This window comes from Bradyrhizobium sp. CCGE-LA001, from assembly GCF_000296215.2.
In the GTDB taxonomy this organism is placed as follows: domain Bacteria; phylum Pseudomonadota; class Alphaproteobacteria; order Rhizobiales; family Xanthobacteraceae; genus Bradyrhizobium.
The window spans coordinates 3,536,232-3,552,369 of the sequence record NZ_CP013949.1; the positions used below are offsets into that span (position 1 = coordinate 3,536,232).

At 64.1% G+C, this 16,138-nt stretch carries 14 protein-coding genes and 1 tRNA gene; 10 read left to right on the forward strand and 5 right to left on the reverse strand.

The annotated features are described in order from the left end of the window. Nucleotides 1–26 precede the first annotated feature (26 nt). Nucleotides 27–929: a ribonuclease Z gene (gene rnz / locus BCCGELA001_RS16210; RefSeq protein WP_008552489.1), complete on the forward strand. Its 903-nt coding sequence runs from the start codon at nt 27–29 to the stop codon at nt 927–929. Nucleotides 930–947: 18 nt separating this feature from the next. Here the strand turns inward: rnz and BCCGELA001_RS16215 are convergent, their stop codons facing one another. Together BCCGELA001_RS16215 and BCCGELA001_RS16220 are read right to left on the reverse strand one after the other, a co-directional pair. Then, nucleotides 948–1,679 carry a DUF3750 domain-containing protein gene (locus BCCGELA001_RS16215; RefSeq protein WP_060735783.1) on the reverse strand — a complete coding sequence of 244 codons (732 nt, stop codon included), beginning with the start codon at nt 1,677–1,679 and terminating at the stop codon, nt 948–950. A gap of 93 nt (nt 1,680–1,772) precedes the next feature. Further along, nucleotides 1,773–2,606, reverse strand: a complete 834-nt coding sequence (locus BCCGELA001_RS16220; RefSeq protein WP_008552485.1) for an IclR family transcriptional regulator — start codon at nt 2,604–2,606, stop codon at nt 1,773–1,775. Between the two features lie 122 nt (nt 2,607–2,728). On the opposite strand from BCCGELA001_RS16220, the gene BCCGELA001_RS16225 reads away from it, so the two are divergent. From BCCGELA001_RS16225 to BCCGELA001_RS16260, 8 genes are all read left to right on the forward strand, one after another. Continuing rightward, complete coding sequence (locus BCCGELA001_RS16225; protein ID WP_060735784.1) at nt 2,729–3,649, forward strand: dihydrodipicolinate synthase family protein; 921 nt, start codon at nt 2,729–2,731, stop codon at nt 3,647–3,649. Nucleotides 3,650–3,671: 22 nt separating this feature from the next. After that, nucleotides 3,672–5,117 (forward strand): FAD-binding oxidoreductase, encoded by a 1,446-nt coding sequence (locus tag BCCGELA001_RS16230; RefSeq protein ID WP_060735785.1) that lies wholly within the window; start codon nt 3,672–3,674, stop codon nt 5,115–5,117. Beyond that, entirely contained in the window at nt 5,114–6,220 is a 1,107-nt protein-coding gene (locus BCCGELA001_RS16235) for a four-carbon acid sugar kinase family protein (RefSeq protein WP_008552473.1), read from the forward strand. The genes BCCGELA001_RS16230 and BCCGELA001_RS16235 overlap by 4 nt, the downstream gene beginning before the upstream one ends. Continuing rightward, nucleotides 6,217–7,254: a 4-hydroxythreonine-4-phosphate dehydrogenase PdxA gene (gene pdxA / locus BCCGELA001_RS16240; RefSeq protein WP_008552472.1), complete on the forward strand. Its 1,038-nt coding sequence runs from the start codon at nt 6,217–6,219 to the stop codon at nt 7,252–7,254. Before BCCGELA001_RS16235 ends, pdxA begins: the two co-directional genes overlap by 4 nt. 13 nt (nt 7,255–7,267) lie before the next feature. After that, complete coding sequence (locus BCCGELA001_RS16245; protein ID WP_008552471.1) at nt 7,268–8,398, forward strand: iron-containing alcohol dehydrogenase; 1,131 nt, start codon at nt 7,268–7,270, stop codon at nt 8,396–8,398. 64 nt (nt 8,399–8,462) lie between these two features. Continuing rightward, on the forward strand, nt 8,463–9,434 hold the full coding sequence (locus tag BCCGELA001_RS16250) for a Bug family tripartite tricarboxylate transporter substrate binding protein (protein ID WP_008552470.1): 972 nt from the start codon (nt 8,463–8,465) through the stop codon (nt 9,432–9,434). Between the two features lie 213 nt (nt 9,435–9,647). Beyond that, nucleotides 9,648–9,721, forward strand: a tRNA-Gln gene (locus BCCGELA001_RS16255). Nucleotides 9,722–9,949: 228 nt separating this feature from the next. Then, nucleotides 9,950–10,312 (forward strand): DUF1428 domain-containing protein, encoded by a 363-nt coding sequence (locus BCCGELA001_RS16260; protein ID WP_008552469.1) that lies wholly within the window; start codon nt 9,950–9,952, stop codon nt 10,310–10,312. Nucleotides 10,313–10,321: 9 nt separating this feature from the next. Here the strand turns inward: BCCGELA001_RS16260 and BCCGELA001_RS16265 are convergent, their stop codons facing one another. From BCCGELA001_RS16265 to BCCGELA001_RS16275, 3 genes are all read right to left on the reverse strand, one after another. Then, complete coding sequence (locus BCCGELA001_RS16265; protein WP_060735787.1) at nt 10,322–10,891, reverse strand: invasion associated locus B family protein; 570 nt, start codon at nt 10,889–10,891, stop codon at nt 10,322–10,324. Nucleotides 10,892–10,954: 63 nt separating this feature from the next. Further along, nucleotides 10,955–14,101 (reverse strand): multidrug efflux RND transporter permease subunit, encoded by a 3,147-nt coding sequence (locus BCCGELA001_RS16270; RefSeq protein ID WP_008552461.1) that lies wholly within the window; start codon nt 14,099–14,101, stop codon nt 10,955–10,957. After that, nucleotides 14,098–15,264 (reverse strand): efflux RND transporter periplasmic adaptor subunit, encoded by a 1,167-nt coding sequence (locus BCCGELA001_RS16275; protein ID WP_060735788.1) that lies wholly within the window; start codon nt 15,262–15,264, stop codon nt 14,098–14,100. Before BCCGELA001_RS16275 ends, BCCGELA001_RS16270 begins: the two co-directional genes overlap by 4 nt. A 357-nt stretch (nt 15,265–15,621) precedes the next feature. Between BCCGELA001_RS16275 and BCCGELA001_RS16280 the strand changes: the two genes are divergently transcribed. After that, complete coding sequence (locus BCCGELA001_RS16280; protein WP_008552445.1) at nt 15,622–15,861, forward strand: hypothetical protein; 240 nt, start codon at nt 15,622–15,624, stop codon at nt 15,859–15,861. Nucleotides 15,862–16,138: the final 277 nt, after the last annotated feature.

Genomic DNA, 16,138 nt, shown 5'->3' on the forward strand with positions numbered 1-16,138 from the left:
CTGTCCACAGCCGGCACGCGACGACCATGTTCGCCCTGACATTTCTCGGAACCTCGGCCAGCGTTCCCTCGGTGGAGCGCAACCATCCGGCGCTGCTCGTGGAGGCCGCGGGCAAGCGTATCCTTGTCGATTGCGGCGAGGGCACCCAGCGCCAGCTGCTGCGCAGTGGCGCCGGCTTCCGGAGGCTCGACCGCATCCTGCTGACGCATGCTCATCTCGACCACGTGCTCGGCATCCCCGGCCTCTTCTCGACGCTCGGCTTGCGCCGGACCGCCGACACGATGATCGTCCATGGAGGGCAGGGCACGCTCGACCTCGTCATCAGCATGCTCGCGGGCCTGTGGGGTGCGGGCAGGGCGCCGATCGCAGTCGCGTTCGCGCCGCTGACGGAAGGACAGGTCATCGACGCCGGCGACTTCACCATCGACTGCTTTCCGGTCCGCCATCGCGACACCGACAGTTTTGGCTTCGCCTTCAGGAGTCCCGCGCGCCGCCATCTTTTTCCCGATCGCCTCGCAGCACTCGGCGTTCCCGACGGTCCCTTGCGCGGAGAATTGGCTGCCGGACGACCGGTCGTGATCGGTGATCGAACGATCAACCCGGAAGAGGTCCTGGGGCCACCGAGCGACGGCAGCAAGTTCGTCGTGATCGGCGACACCGAGACCACCGAGGGTCTGGCACAATATGCGGCTGACGCTGATTTGCTGGTGATCGAGGCGACCTTCCTCGATCGCGACGCCTCGACCGCGCGCGACTACGGCCACCTCACTGCGCGCGATGCAGCCGTCTTTGCCGCGGCAAACAATATCGGCCAGCTCGTGCTCACGCATCAGTCGGGCCGCTATGAGGACGACGAGGTCCTTGCGGAAGCAGCCGCGATCTTTCCGAACACCCGGATCGCGGCCGACTTCGATCGCATCGTCGTCTAGCGAGACGTTTGGCTGGCCTTACAGGCCGGCGGCAACACCGAGGCGGCCGATGCCTGGCAGCTTGATCGCGGGGCGCCGAATGTCGAAGCCAAGCACGGCGCCGAAGAAGTTGATCTCGAGACCTTCGACCCAGCCGAGCGTCAGGCCGAGATAGCCCGAGAGCGAGGCATAGAAGCCGGTGCCAGAGGCGGTCAATCCGATCCATCGCCCGGAATAGGGATAATCCTTGCCGATGGCTGTCGGGGGCAGAACCGCGTGAAGTTCCGGCACGGCATCCAAAGCGGCCTGCACGAAGGTGTTCGAATTCGGACCGGGCCAGGCGCTGTAATCGCCAAAGGCTCGAAATCTGTAGTTCTCGACGACGTCTCGGATCTTGGGGATCAGCGTTTCAGCCTTGGCGCCGTCGATGGCGACGACGGCCTCCGGCATGGCGCCGAACCAACGTCCATCGGGGACGAAACCATTGCTCCGGATCGGTTCCCCCCAGGCCGTATAGTCGTAGCGGCTATAGCTGGCCGCGTCCTTCTCCTTGACGACAATCCAGGTGTGGACCGCAAAGATGCTGCGCCACCGCACCGTTCGGGCAGCGTAGACTCGGATCAGGGCTTCCGGATGCGAGGCGGCGGGCGGCAGCAGGCCGGCGCTGGAACGGTCCGCGGTCTGCCAATTGCCGCGGCCATCCCCGACCCAGAAATAGCGCGCGGCCGAAATCCCGATCGGCACGAAGACCAGCAGCAGAAATATGAGCACGGATTTTCTCAAGGGAAATCAGGTTCGGCGGGACACCTCGACGATATAGGTTCTGCTCGCGCTTTCACAATGATGTTCGAAAAGTCCCCGCGTTCATCGCGTCAATCCCGATTTGATTGCGACGTCCTGCACCTGCCGCGTCACCTGCGTCAGCTTCGGCAGCGCCGCATCGCGAAAAGCGGGCATGTCCATGCGCATCGCATCGATGGTGACGCTCAATCCGCCGACCACCAGGCCCTGCGCATCGAAGATCGGCGTTGCCAGCGTGCGTAGGCCGTAGGCGTTCTCGCCGTCCGAGACGGCATGGCCTTTCTTCTTCACCTGATCGAGCCGGGCGAGCAGGGCATCGAGATCGGTGAGCGTCCGCTCCGACAATTTGACGCGCGGCCGTGACTCCAGGCGCGAGATCTGCTCATCGCGCCCCAGATGGGCCAGCAAGACGTGCCCGAGGGCAGCGCTGTAGGCGGGAATGCGCGTGCCTGGCCGGCGGTCCATCTTGTGACGGTCGAGGCCGACGCCGACGCGCGCGAGATAGACCACATCGCCCCCGTCGAGGATACCGAGCGAGGCCGCGTCGCCCACACCAGGCACGAGCTCCCGCAACAGCGGCTCGACGATCGTGCGCAGCGATCCATGCGACAGCACGGTGTAGCCGATGTCGAGGCAGGCCATGCCAAGGCGGAACCGGCGGCTTTGCGGCACCGCCTGGACGTAGCCGAGCTCGACCAGCGTCTGGATTAGCCGGAATGCCGTTCCGCGATCGAGGTCGGCGCGTGCGGCAATCTCACTCAGCGTGAGTTCGAAGGCCTCGCTACTGAAACTCCTGAGCACGGCGAAGGCCTTGCCGACGGAAGCAACGTAATTCTTGGGATTCTGCGCGCCAGCTTCAGGTTTGCGCCGTGCGGCCTTGGTTTCGACCTTGGTCATGCCGAGTGTCCCGTCAGGACAGCCATCGCCCTTGACGCGGGGACGCGCTGATTTTACGACAGGTCAACTCAATAACAAATGTTCGCATTCCGAACAACATCGATCCGCCATCGGAGGAAGTATTGTCGACATCATCGCTGCACCCTCATGGCGTGTTCTCTGCCGCGCTGACGCCGCTCGATGCCGAGCTCGTTCCCGATCATCAGCGTTTCGTCGAACACTGCCGCTATCTCCTGGACGAAGGCTGCGACGGCATCGCGATGCTGGGCACGACGGGGGAGGCGAACTCTTTCTCGATCGCCGAACGCACGGCGCTGTTGGAGGCCGCGATCGCCGGCGGCATCAAGCCGAACCAGTTACTGCCGGGCACCGGCGTTGCCGCGCTCACCGACACCATCGCACTGACGCGTCATGCCCTTTCGGTCGGCGTCGACACCGTGGTGATGCTGCCGCCGTTCTACTACAAGAACGTCAGCGATGACGGCATCTATGCCGCCTATAGCGAGATCGTGCAGCGCATCGGCGATGCAAGGCTCAAGGTCGTCCTCTATCACTATCCGCAGATGTCGGCGCAGCCGATCTCGCATGCGCTGATCGAGCGGTTGCGCAAGACCTATCCGGCGACGTTCACCGGCATCAAGGATTCGTCCGGCGATTTCGCCAACATGACGGCGATGGTGGAGCGTTTCCCCGGGTTCGCCGTCCTGGGCGGCGCCGATCCGCTGATGCTGCCGCTACTGCGCAAGGGCGGCGCGGGATGCATCACCGCGACCTCCAATCTCGTCGCGCGTAGTCTTGCCTATGTCTACAAGCATTTTCGCGACAGCGACGACGATCCCGCCCTCAAGGCGGCGCAGGAGCGCATCGTAAAAGCCCGCGAGCTGGTCTCGCAGTTTCCGCAGATGGCTTCGCTGAAGGCGCTGGCGGCCGACCGCACCAAGCACGCCGGATGGCAGCGCCTGCGGCCGCCACTAGAGTCCTTGCAGCCCGACCAGCTGAAAACGCTGCTGGCGAATGCCACCGCGTTCGCTGCCGCTTTCTAGGCGCGGCCGGCGAGGCGATCCGATGTCCGACTCCTTCCAGGATGCGCTGACCAATCTCGCCGCAATCGTCGGCGACAAGCATGTCATCGCGTCCGGAGCCGACCAGGAGCCTTACGTGGTGGACTGGCGCGGACGCTATCACGGCCGAGCGGTTGCGGTGGTGAAGCCCGGCTCCACCTCCGAAGTCGCTTCCGTCGTCAAATACTGCGCCGACAGGCACCTCGCGATCGTGCCGCAAGGCGGCAATACCGGCATGTGCGGGGCCGCGACGCCGGACGATCGGGCGGGCAGTGTCGTCATCCGGCTCGACCGCATGCGGGCCGTGCGCGACATCAGCCCGCTCGCCAACACGATCACGGTCGAAGCCGGCTGCATTCTTGCCGAGGTGCAGAATGCAGCGCGCAACGTCGATCGTTACTTTCCCCTGAGCCTGGGCGCCGAGGGCTCCTGCCAGATCGGCGGCAACGTCTCTACCAACGCAGGCGGCACGGCCGTGCTGCGTTATGGGCCGACGCGCGATCTCGTGCTCGGGCTCGAGGTCGTGTTGCCCGATGGCCGTGTGTTCAACGGCCTGCGGGCGCTGCGCAAGGACAACACCGGTTATGCCCTGAAGCAGCTCTTCATCGGCGCGGAGGGCACGCTCGGCATCGTCACCGCGGCTGTGCTAAAGTTGTTCGCACCGCCGCGCAGCTCGGCGCTGGCGCTGCTGAAATTGCAAGGCGTCGAGCAGGCGCTCGACATCATGCAGCGTCTTCGCGGCGCGGTAGGTGACCGGCTCGGCAGCCTCGAAATCATGTCGCGCTCGCAGATCGCAGCCATCGTCGCAACCGTGCCGCATGTGACCATTCCATTCGAGCTGACGACTCCGTGGTATCTGATCGTCGAACTGACCGATACACTCGCAGGAATCGACCTTAATGAGCCGCTTGCCACGGTGCTCGCGGAGGCGATGGAGGCTGGGCTCGCCGATGACGTCATCCTCGCCTCCAACCTCGCGCTGGCCAAGGCGATCTGGGCTGTCAGACACAGCGTGTCCGAGGGCAACAAACGCAGCGGCTATGTCGTGTCGCACGACAGCGTGGTGCCGCTGGAGCGGCAGGCCGACTTCGTGACCAATGTCGAAGCCCGCATCAAGGCCGCGGTTCCGCATGCGAACGTGGTGATGCACGGCTATATCGGCGACGGAAACATCCACGTGATCGCCCTGATCGACCGCGCGCATTGCCAGGAGTCCGCTGCAACGGCCGCTTTGGTGGCCGAGATCAACGAGATCGTCGACGACGAGACCGCAGCGCAGGGCGGAGCAATCAGTGCCGAGCACGGTATCGGCATCACCAATCGCAGCCGGCTCGCCCGCGTCACCGATCCGCTCGACATCGAGCTGATGCGGGGCATCAAGCAATTGCTCGACCCAAACGGCCTGATGAATCCGGGCAAGATTTTCGCGGCCGGAGGTGTGCGACGATGACGAGCGTTCGCCTGCTTGCCGACGATCTCACCGGGGCGCTCGACACCGCGGCGGAGTTCGTCGGCCTGTGCGGACCGTTCGACGTTACATGGCCGGATGCGGCCGTCGTATCGTCCTCTCCGAGCCTTGCGATCGATAGCGGGACGCGCGAGCGATCGAAGGCCGAGAGCATTGAGATCGTAGCGCGGCTGGCGCCGCAGCTTCGCGGAGCGACGATCGCCTACAAGAAGGTCGATAGTCTTCTTCGTGGCGCGTGGGCGGCCGAATTCGGCGCTTGCCTGCGCGGCGGCGATTGGGCGTCCTGCGTAGTCGCGCCCGCCTTCGACTATCAGGGGCGCCGTACCGTCGGGGGCCAGCAATTCGCGCGCACCGTGCAAGGCGATTGGCACCGGGTCGGTGACAATCTGCTGTCTCAATTGCGGCAGGACGGCATCGCGGCGCAGCAGGGCGGGGCCGATACCTTGTCGCAGGGCGGCGTCCAGGTGTTCGATGCCGAGAGTGACATCGATCTCGATCGGATCGTCGCGATGGGACAGCGCATGCCGGGGCCTGTGCTATGGTGCGGCAGTGGCGGACTCGCCGGCGCACTCGCCCGCAGCCATCGCGCCGATGCGCCAGGCCAATTGAAGCTGCCGGTACTGGGGTTGTTCGGGTCGGACCAGCCTGCGACTGCGTCTCAGCTGACGGCATGCGGCGCGGCGACCATCGCGCTTGCGGAAGGCGAGGGCGCTGCGCCCGTCCGGCGCAAGCTGTCCGAGGACGGCGTGGCGCTGGTCAAATTCTCACTCGCGGAAGGTCTCAGTCGCGCCGAGGCGGCGCGGCGGATCGCGCGCGAAATGACGACGCTGATCTCGGCGCTCGAACCGCCGGGCACGTTGATCGTTGCCGGTGGCGAGACGCTGAAGGCCGCGTGCGTTGCCCTCGGTGCGCATGCGCTCCAGGTGACGGGACGTATCGTGCCGGGCTTGCCGCGCTCGATTCTGCAGGGAGGCCGGTGGTCCGGCGTGGACGTGGTCTCGAAGTCCGGTGCATTCGGGCCGAGCGCGCTCTGGCGCGATCTGCTCCGGGACAATCATTTGCTCAACATGGAGAGCCCGATATGACCTCTCGGCATCTTGCCATCACCATGGGCGATCCCGCCGGGATCGGGCCGGAGATCATCGTCAAGGCCTGCGTCGGACTGAAGGACCGGATCGCAAAGAGCGATTTGCGTCTGCTGATCATCGGCAGCGGCGCGGCGCTCGAGGGTGCAAGAGCGGCACTCGGCGCCGACATCGCCATTCCCGAGGTCAGCAACCAAGATCGTGACTGGCCCAATCTGTGCTTCCTCCAGGCCGACGCCGAAGGCGAGCCGATCAAGCCCGGCGTGCTCAGCGCCGACGGCGGCCGCTTTGCCTACAAGGCGATCGAGCAGGGCGTGCGCCTGACGCAGGCGGGACGGACCTCCGCCATCGTCACGGCACCGCTCAACAAGGAGGCGCTCAACAAGGCCGGCTATCATTTCCCCGGACATACCGAGATGCTTGCGCATCTCACCGGCGTGCGCGGCTCGGTGATGCTGCTTGCTCATGGCAACATGCGCGTCAGCCATGTATCGACCCATGTCGCCCTGGAGGATGTGCCGAAACGCCTGACGCCGGAGCGCCTGCGCATGGTGATCGACCTCACCAACGACGCGTTGCGGCGGCTCGGCATTGCCAGGCCGAAGATCGCGATTGCCGCGCTCAATCCGCATGCCGGTGAGGGCGGCCTGTTTGGCCGGCAGGATATCGATGTGTCGGCACCGACGATCGCCAAGGCGGTCGCCGACGGTCTCGACGTCGTCGGCCCGGTGCCCGGCGACACCATCTTCGTCAAGCTGCGCGCCGGCCAGTACGATGCCGCGGTCGCGATGTATCACGATCAGGGTCACATCCCCGTCAAGCTGCTCGGCTTCCAGGTCGATCCCGCCACCGGTCGCTGGCAGGAGCTCTCCGGCGTGAACATCACGCTGGGTTTGCCGATCATCCGTACCTCCGTCGATCACGGCACCGCTTTCGACATCGCCGGCAAGGGCCTCGCCAACGAGCACAGCCTGATCGAGGCCATCGACTATGCCGAACGTCTGGCCGCTGGCGCCTCCGCATCCAAGTCATGAGACCGAGCGCACGATGACCAATGCCTTCACGCCCATCGAGATCCTTCGTCCGACCGTCCTCGAATTCGGCTGCGGCACGATTGCCGCTGCGGCACGCTTCGCCGAACGGATTGGCGCAAGACGGCCATTGGTGATTTCCGACGCTTTCAACGCCCGCCGTGTCGACACGCTGGCGCTGCCGGGCACGGTGAAAGTGTTCGGCGACGTGAAGCCGGAGCCGGACCTGCCCAACCTCCAAAAGGCAGTGGCGATGGCGAAGGATCTCAAGCCCGATCTCGTCGTCGGCTTCGGCGGCGGCAGCGCGATGGATCTGGCCAAGCTGGTCGCGGTGATGTGCACGAGCGATGTGGCCTTCGCGGACATCGTCGGGCCGGAGAAGGTGGCCGGTCGCAGCGTAGCGCTGATGCAGATCCCGACCACGTCGGGGACCGGCAGTGAGGCGGGCACCCGCGCGCTCGTCACTGATCCGGTCAGCCAGAACAAGCAGGCGGTGCAGAGCCGCTTCATGCTGGCCGACATCGCGATCGTCGATCCCGATCTGACGATGACAGTGCCGAAAGAAGTCACGGCGGCGACCGGTGTCGACGCGCTGGCGCATTGTGTCGAGGCCTATACCAGCCGCAAGGCGCATCCGACGATCGACCTCTACGCGCTCGAAGGTGCGCGGCTGGTCGGGCAGTATCTCGAGCGGGCAGTGGCCGATGGCGGCGATCGTGAGGCGCGTGCGGGCCTGGCACTGGCCTCGCTCTATGGCGGCTATTGCCTCGGACCGGTGAATACCACTGCCGGTCACGCGGTCGCCTATCCGCTCGGCACGCGCCATCATATCGCCCATGGCCTCGCCTGCGCCGTGATCTTTCCGCACACGCTGGCCTTCAACATGCCGGCGGTGGAGGCGAAGACCGTCGCAGTGATCCGGGCGCTCGGGTTGCCGGAGCGGGGCGATGCAAAGCTGGCGTTCGAAGCAACCTACAAGTTCTGCGCCGATCTCGGCATCGAGATGCGGTTGTCGGCGCTCGGCGTGCCCCGCGCCGATCTCGCGGTGATGGCGGATGAGGCCCACGCCATTCGCCGCCTGCTCGACAACAATCCGCGCGACCTCGACCGGGATGCGATCCTGAACATGTACGAGGTCGCGTTCTAGCCTTCTTCGCCGCTCGCTCGCGCGCGGCTACCAATCAACAACATTGAAAACAGAGGAAACTTCGATGAGATCGACGTGGCTTGTTCTTGCCTCACTCGTGCTGCTGGCGGCCTCGCCGGCAAAGGCCCAGGACGGTTATCCCTCTAAGCAGGTGACGGTGATCGTTCCCTTCGCCGCCGGTGGCACCGCCGACATCCTCGCCCGCATGGTCTCGAACCATTTGCAGGCGAAGCTCGGCAAGCCGTTCGTGGTCGAGAATGTCGGCGGCGCCGGCTCCATCCTCGGCGTGACGCGGCTGGCGAAGTCGGCGCCTGATGGCATCACGATCGGCGTTGCCAGCACGTCCGCGCTCGCGATCAACCCGTCGCTTTATGGGCCGAAGCTCAGCTACCAGCCGGACAAGGACCTGGTGCCGGTCGCCCAGATCAGCGTCGTGCCCAACGTCCTCGTCGTGAACCCCAACAAGATCAAGGCGCGCACGGTGCCGGAGCTGATCGCCTATCTCAAGGCAAACCCGGACAAGATCTCGTTCGGCTCGGCCGGGGTCGGCACGTCGCAGCATCTTGCCGCCGAACTGTTCCAGCAGATGACCGGCACCAAGATGGTGCACGTGCCTTACAAGGGCTCGAGCCAGATGCTGACCGACCTGCTCAGCGGCCAGATCGACCTCGCTTTCGACAACGTGCCGCTGCTGCTGCCGCAAGTGAAGACCGGGCAGCTCGCGATGCTCGCGACCGCAACTCCGAAACGCGCCAACTTCGATCCGGCAGTTCCAGCCGTTGCCGAATTTCTGCCGGGCTTCGAAGCCGTCGCCTGGCACGGCTTCTTCGTGCCGTCGGGAACGCCGAAGCCGATCGTCGAGAAGGTCTCGGCCGAGATCCGTGCCTTCATGCAGCAGCCGGAGACGGTGCAGAAGATGGCCGAGCTCGGTGCCACCGCGGTCGCGCTGGATTCCGAGCCGTTCGCGGCCTACATCGCAACGGAGACGGCGCGATGGAAGAAAGTGATCGAGGCCGCGAACATCAAGCTGGATTAGGTCCCGAGTCCCTGCGCCAACTCGCCAGCGGGGCGTCTGAAGGGTTGGGTCTCCTGCAGCTGTTGAGGAGACACGACCCATTCACCGGAGCGCTTGCCAGCCCAGGGCCGAGCAGGTAGAACGCTGCCACGCCTGAGCCGTGATTTGCGCCAAACGCGCTTCCGGCGACAGTCGGGCAAATCAGCAAGTTATTGAATTTGTTCGACTATTCCTTGGGGAATGGTGTAACGGTAGCACAACAGACTCTGACTCTGTTTGTCTTGGTTCGAATCCAGGTTCCCCAGCCAGCTCCCCGACGATAGCCGTCCGAGCATTCTGCGAGTCCGCGTGGAATGTCGTCCCCATGCACGCTTGGCGTCCCGCACCAGCGGGTGAGCGCAAAGAAGCCGCGGCCGGGGCGTGCGATTGGCCGTGCCGCCGGTCGCGACCGTTTGCCTCATCAGAAGATCGCATTTTCGTGTCGGATCGCCGCGTACTCCATCGTCCTTGAGGCACATAACCCAAGGAGATCCGTGATGCCCTATATCGATGGTTTCGTGCTCGCCGTGCCCAAGGACAACATCAAAGCCTACAAGGCTATGGCGACGACAGCCTGCGCGATCTGGATGGAGCACGGCGCGCTCGACTATGTCGAATGCATAGGTGACGACGTTCCCTATGGCGAACTCACCTCGTTCCCACGCGCGGTGATTGCGAAGGAAGACGAGGTCGTCATCTTCGCCTGGATCGTCTATCGTGATCGGGAGAGCCGCGACGCCATCAACAAGAAGGTGATGGAGGACCCGCGGCTGAAGATGGACGGCATGCCGTTCGACGGCAAGCGCATGATCTACGGCGGCTTCACGACGCTGCTCCGGGCGAGCGAAATCGTGACCTGATGATACCCCTTACTTGATCTTGTCGTAGGCCGCCGCGAAATCGTTCAGCGGCATCGGGATCGCGATCGTCTCCTTGGCCATATTCTGAAAGGAGACCCTGAGCTGCTTGCCCGACCGCAGGGCGGCGAGCAGGTCGGGCGCGACCGGTGTGGAGGCGTAGCAGCCTCGGTTCTCGCAGGTCTGGATCTGGAGATCGAACGTCTTGCCCTCGTCGACCTGGAGCTTGGCGCCGATGGGCAGGTTGAGGCCGAGCGGCAACTGAAGCAGCGCGATCGGCGTGCGTGTGTCGGGCGCGATGCGGATGTTGATCAGGATGACGGTCTGGCCGGTCTTGGTCAGCACCGCGTTCTGCTCCATCGCGCATTCGAGCGGCGCCTCGCGGCTCGGGCTGGTACAGCGCACGATCCAGCCGGGCTGTCCCGGTGTGCCGTCCGCCGGCGCTTGCGTCGGGGCAGCCGCGGGCTGCGCGGCCGGTGCAGCAGGAGCGGCGTTCTTCTTGGCGCCCTGCTGGGCAAACGCGACGCCGGTCGACAACAGGACGGCGGCGGCGAGGGCGGCAAGTCTGGATTGCATGAGCATGGCGAACCGCGTTGGCGTGAACCGAAAGTCCCGCTGTAGCGTCGCGGGAGGCGCGGCGCAAGCTTACTCGGCGGCTTCCTTGACCGTGCCGTGCGCGGGCGTCTCGTCGCCTTCGCCGTCACCCGAGCGGCCCCAGGTCGAGAACCAGTTGTTGAGCTTGTCGAGATAGAGATAGACGACCGGCGTCGTGAACAGCGTCAGCGCCTGGCTGACGATCAGGCCGCCGACCATGGCGTAGCCGAGCGGCTGGCGGATCTCCGCGCCGGTGCCGTGACCGAGCATCAGCGGCACGCCGCCCAGCAGCGCGGCCATCGTCGTCATCATGATCGGCCGGAAGCGCAGCAGCGCCGCCTGGCGGATCGATTCTTCCGGCGTCTTGTGCTCGTCGCGCTCGGCCGCGATCGCGAAGTCGACCATCATGATGCCGTTCTTCTTCACGATGCCGATCAGCAGAATGATTCCGATCAATGCAATGAGGCTGAAATCGAAGCCCGCCGCCATGAGGATCGCGAGCGCGCCGACGCCGGCCGAGGGCAGAGTCGACAGGATCGTGAGCGGATGGATGTAGCTCTCGTAGAGGATGCCAAGGATCAGATAGACCACGACGAGAGCCGCCAGGATCAACAGCGGCACGGTGCCGAGCGATTGCTGGAACGCCTGCGCGGTGCCCTGAAAGCTGGAATTGAGCGTCGGCGGCGTGCCGAGCTCGGCCATCGCCCGCTGCACGGCTTCGGTCGCCTGGCCGAGCGCGATGCCTTGAGCCAGGTTGAAGCTGATCGTGATCGACGGGAACTGGCCCTGATGGCTGATCGACAGCGGACGGACCGGATCGGTGCTCCAGGTCGCGAAGGTCGACAGCGGCACCTGCTCGCCGGTCAGGGGCGATTTCAGATAGAGCTTGTTCAAGGTTTCGAGATCGCCCTGCAATTCTGGCAGGACTTCCAGGATGACCTTGTAGGTGTTGAGCTGCGTGAAATACTGCGTCACCTGCCGCTGTCCGAAGGAGTCGTACAGCGTGTCATCGATTAACTGCGGCTGGATGCCGTAGCGCGAGGCAGTGTCGCGGTTGATCTTGAGCTGGACGGTGGTGCCCTGCGTCTGCTGGTCGGTCGCTACGTCACGCAGCTGCGGCAGCGTTTGCATCTTGGCGAGGATCTTCGGCGCCCATTCGTTGAGCTCGTCGAGATTGGCGTCCTGCAGCGTGAACTCGAACTGGGTGCGGGTCGGGCGGCCGCCGAGCCGGACGTCCTGGGCCGCCTGCATGTAGAGGCGGGCGCCCTCGACCTTGTCGAATTGCGGGCGCAGCCGTGCGATGATCTGCTGCGCCGAGGCGTCGCGCTGTTCGCGGGGCTTCAGCGTGATGTACAGATTGCCGTTGTTGCCGGCGCGGCCGCTGCCGCCGATCGACATGGCAACACTGGCGACGTCGGGATCGGCCAGGATGATTTTGCCAAGCTGCTCCTGGCGTCTGACCATCTCCTTGAACGAAATGTCCTGCGAGGCTTCGGAAGTCGCCGTGATCAGGCCGACGTCTTGCTGCGGGAAGAAGCCCTTTGGGATCAAAACGAACAGGTAGATCGACAATCCGAGCGTCGCGAAGAAGATTGCCAGCGTGGTGCGGCGCCAGGCGAGGGCGTGGTCCAGAACATACTCATAGCCGCGCAGCAAGCCGTCGAAGGCGCGCTCGCTCCATTGGTAGAACTTGCCGTGGGTGACTTCGCCGTGAGCGCGCAGGAAGCGCGAAGCCATCATCGGCGTCAGCGTCAGCGACACGAACATCGAGACGAAGATGGTCATCGCCAGCACCACGGCGAACTCGCGGAACAGGCGCCCGATGATACCGCCCATCAGCAAAAGGGGGATCAGCACCGCGACCAGCGAGATGCTGATCGAGACGATGGTGAAGCCGATTTCCTTGGAGCCCTTGAAGGCGGCCTCCATCGGCGAGTAGCCTTCTTCGATGTAGCGGGTGATGTTCTCGAGCATCACGATGGCGTCGTCGACGACGAAACCGACTGCGATGGTGAGTGCCATCAGCGACAAATTGTCGAGCGAATAGCCGACCGGCCACATCAGGGCGCACGCGCCCAATAGCGCCAATGGCACCGTCACGGTGGGAATGACGGTGGCCCAGAAGCTACGCAGGAAGATGAAGATGACCATGACCACGAGGGCGATGGTCAACAGCAGCGTGAACTGGACGTCTTCGACCGCGGCGCGGATCGTCGCGGTGCGGTCGCTGATCAGCTCGATTTTGATGGCGGGCGGAATGGCGGCCACCAGCCGGGGCAGGGTGGCCTTGATGCGGTCGACCGTCTCGATGACGTTTGCGCCGGGCTGCTTGAAGATGACAAGGAATACGCCGCGCTTGCCATTGGCCCAGGCCGCCTGCTTGGCGTCTTCGGCGGCTCTGACCGCCTGGCCAATGTCGCGGATTCGGAGCGGGCCGCCATTGCGATAGGCGATGATGACGTCGTTCCAGTCCTTGGCGTCGGTGAGCTGATCGTTGGCGTAAATCGTGTACGCGCGTTTGGGGCCGTCGATATTGCCCTTGGGGCTATCGACCGTGGTGATGGCGATCTGGCTGCGCACGTCCTCCATCGAGAGGCCTTTGGCGACGAGTTTCGCCGGGTCGATCTGAATGCGGATCGACGGTTTCTGCTGGCCGCCGATGAACACTTGCGCGACGCCGGAGAGCTGGCTGATCTGCTGGGCGAGCTGGGCGTCGACGGCGTCGCTGACGCTGGTCAAGGGCAGCGTGTCGGACGTTGCCGACAGCAGCAGGATCGGGGCGTCCGCCGGGTTGACCTTGCGATAGGTCGGCGGCGAGGGCAGGTTCTTCGGCAATTGGCCGCTGGCCGCGTTGATGGCGCCCTGGACGTCGTTGGCGGCGCCGTCGATGCTGCGATTGAGGTCGAACTGGATGGTGATCGACGCCGTGCCCAGATAGCTCGTCGAGGTCATCTGTGCGATGCCTGGAATCTGGGCGAATTGCCGCTCGAGCGGCTGTGCCACCGACGAGGCCATCGTCTCGGGGCTGCCGCCCGGCAAATTGGCGGTGATCTGGATGGTCGGGAAGTCCACCTGCGGCAGCGGCGCGACCGGCAGCAGAGGGTAGGCGACGAGGCCGACGAACAGAATGCCGGCCATCAGCAGCGAGGTGCCGATGGGATAACGGATGAAAGGTGCCGAAATCCCGCCGCCGATCATTCCTGTCGAACCTTTTTCTGGGCCGGATCCGAACTCGCCACCGCTGTCGAGACGACGCTTCCGGGCTGGACCTTGAACTGACCGCCGGTGATGACCTGCTGCCCGGGGGTCAGGCCTTCATCGACGACGGAACGTCCATCGATGGCATAACGGACCTTGATCTTGTGCAGCTCGGCCTTGTTGTCCTGATTGACGGTATAAGCGTAAAGACCATTCGTCGAATGCTGGACCGCATCATCGGGAACCACCGTGGCATCCTTCAGCGTCCGCACCAGAAGCCGCGTCGAAACGGACTGCCCCGGCCACAGCGCGTGGTCCTTGTTCTCGAACACCGCTTTGAGCCGGATCGTCCCGCTGGTGGTGTCGACCTGGTTGTTGATGACGGCGAGCTTGCCCTCGGCCAGCGTCTTCTTGCCGTCCGTCGTGAAGGCGATGACCTTGAGCGCGCCGGCCTTCTGGCCTTCGCTGATATAGGGGAGCTGGTCCTCTGGCGCCGTGAAGATCACTGAGATCGGCTCGACCTGTGAGATCGTGACGATGCCCGTCTGCGTCGAGGCGTTGACGATGTTGCCGACGTCCACTTGGCGGAGCCCAGCGACGCCCGTGATCGGCGCCTTGATCTGCGTGTAGTCGAGCTGGGTCTGGGCGTTGACGATCGCGGCTTCGTCGCCGGCGATCTGGGCGGTGAGCTGAGCGACGGTGGAGCGCTGGGTGTCGACCCGCTGTGCGGTGGAGAATTCGCCAAGCTTCATGGCGCGCTGGAGCTCGAGATTGGCGTTGGCGAGGTTCGCCTCGTCCTGCGCCTTCTTGGCCTTGGCCTGGTCGAGCGCGGCCTGATAGGGGCGGGGATCAATCGAGACCAGCAGCTCGCCCTGCTGGACGATCTGGCCCTCTTTAAACTCAAGCCTGGTGATCTGCCCATCCACCCGGCTGCGGACCTGGACGGTATTGAAGCCCTGAACCGTGCCGAGACCGGTCAGGTAGACCGGAAAATCGGTCTTCTGGACCGGCGCAACGCTGACGGGAATGGCGGACGGGCGAGGCGGCGCCTTCTGTGCTGTCCGGGTCGTTCCGGCCGAGCGGAATTTCTCCCACCCATAGTAACCTGCGGAGGCCACGGCCGCGATGATCAGAATCCAGAGGATCGGCCGGGACTTTTTCATATTGTCTCGTGTCGGCTCTTGTGCCCTAACTTACGAATTATGGGGCAATCATACGGTTCCAGCGGGCTTGTATAATACACGCCAAGTTCCAGTGTAAACAGCACTATCGGTCGAGAATCCTAAACAATTGGAAAGCTTTGCACCGCTTGGAGCAGTCGCTGGCGCGGGCGTGCGCAGTATTGCGATTTCCATCCGTCCGCCGATGCGGCGTGTCTTTGCCGAACAATGCACGCTGACGGTGTGTACCGTGCAGGTCGAAGCATTGCGAGAACGGTTCTAAATCGCGCGCACGCGGTTTCGGTTGTCAGGAAATTCGGCATCGTCCATATCGGCGCCGCCACGAAGGGAGCGCAAGGAATGGACGAACTGAACGGCAAGTTGATCGCGTGTCAGATCCTGATCACGGGGCTGATCGCGCGCGTCGCCAACGAGCAGCACGATCCCTTGCGCTTCCTCACCGACTTTCGCGACGAGATCAAAGCCGTCGTCAACGGCGTCAACATCGCGGGCATGGACAGCACCGATCGCGTGCGTGCGGTCGCGCAGAAGACTGTCGACGAGTTGTTCTCGCTGATGAAGCCGCCGAGCAGCGACTGAGTGGGGTTCGGGCACCTCGACTGTTTGAAATCTCAGCACGGCCGATCTGGACAAATTCAAATCTGCGGACGGGCGAGTTGCATTGACCTGATTTTGCTCGACCGATAGGACCGCATTGTTGTCGGCATCTCCGTTTCGATCACGCGCATCACTCCGTGCGCTGATGGAAGCGCTGCGGAGCGCGGCAATCGAAATGCAGATTAGAACGCTTCAACTTTAGAACCGTTTGAAGCTGCGGCGCCCGTCGAGATTAGAATCGTTTTGAAATGGACGGATT